This is a genomic window from Alcanivorax sp. HI0083 (assembly GCF_001635175.1).
Genome location: NZ_LWFX01001252.1, coordinates 1 through 1,353, shown reverse-complemented (window position 1 = coordinate 1,353; position 1,353 = coordinate 1). Strand labels below are relative to the sequence as shown.

The window sequence follows — 1,353 nt, the reverse complement described above, 5'->3', positions numbered from 1 at the left end:
AATGGGAAGTGTGAACTGGTTCCAATGGCTGTATCAGGAAGATACAAAACGGCTACGTGGCTACACGGAAATCGGACGGTTTTGTTCTGGGGTGGGCAGGGTTGCATCGTTAGAGTTAGCGGTGCCGGGCTGAATCTGTTTCACAGCGGCGTCGGCGTTCACTTTTTATGCATTGTCTTTGAGTAGTGGCTATGCAGGAGTTGCAGTTTATGGGGACACAGCAGGGCGCGGGAAAATGGCGTCAGCAGGAGTTGGGGCTGGAGGCGGTGGAGACACGGCTGCAGGCCCTGCAGGAGTACCTGGCCGTTTACCGGGCCAGCTTTGCCTCGTCGGGCAGTGCGGATAGCCATGCCCGGGTGCGGGTGCTGCGCCGGGATGTGTCTCGTCTGCGAGCTTGGGGCTGGTACCTGATGGCGTGCCGCGATGGGGCCCGCTGGTTGCCTGTTGTGCAGTGGTTGGCGCGGGTCTTCTCTGTGCTGGTGGTGCCGCAAAAGCATCGTTCCCGGCGCCAGCAGCGCACGCGTACCATGCGGCACCTGTCCAGTTACAGCCTGGTCGAGCGCGCCTATGCGGCCCAGGAAGATGATATTCAGGGGCGCTTGCTGACCTTGCGCCTGGCGCAACGCCAGAACCCCAATGACCTGCGGGCCCGGCAAATCAAGGGGCTTGAGCGTCAGGTCGATGATGTGGTGTTGCTGCGCTTGGCCGGGTTGCCAGAAGCCCGGCAGCTCACGGTGATTTGCCATCTGCTGACGTGGACCATGGCCCTGCGTTACTGCCTGGGCCTGCGGTTGCCGTTGGCCGATGTGGCAGACCGTTAATGCAGGCAATGACGATGTTGTCTCCAGCACTGGATAGTTTGCCGCGGGTTTTTACCCTCTCGGATCTGAAGCAGCTGCAACCGGAGGAATCTGGCGGCGCGCTGGATACCGTGCTGCGCTGGCTTGAAGCCGGAGTGGTCAAGCAGGTGGCGCCGCCGCGCCCGGTATTCTACAAGGTGATACTGGGCGAGCCGCTCACCGATGAAGACCGGTGTCGGGCATTGCTGCGGGCCTTTCCGTCGCTGGTCATGGTGGCGGGGTCGGCATTGTGGCGGCAGGGGTTGAGCCGTCAGCAGGACAGCGTGCTGGAATGCTGCGTGGCAGAAACCGAGCTAAGCTGCCACCTGCCGGATGTGCGCCTGCACTGGCGCCCGCCGGCCTGGTGGTCGGTGATTCGTCGAGCCGGGGGAATGGCCGGCGATTACCACGGTGTGCCGATGCTCAATGCGGAGCTGGTGCTGGCGGATGCGTCTACGTTTGCCGGTGTCTGGATGCCGGATCGCGAATCGGTGGATTGGGATCGTTTGTCCAC

The 1,353-nt window shown here is 62.4% G+C and carries 2 protein-coding genes; both read left to right on the top strand.

Annotation, left to right across the window (positions count from 1 at the left end):
• Positions 1–209 precede the first annotated feature (209 nt).
• Positions 210–821: a hypothetical protein gene (locus tag A3754_RS18290; RefSeq protein ID WP_063520843.1), complete on the top strand. Its 612-nt coding sequence runs from the start codon at positions 210–212 to the stop codon at positions 819–821.
• Positions 821–1,353 (top strand): hypothetical protein (locus A3754_RS18285; protein WP_063520844.1); only part of this gene is annotated, 533 nt, incomplete at its 3' end. The genes A3754_RS18290 and A3754_RS18285, both read left to right, overlap by 1 nt.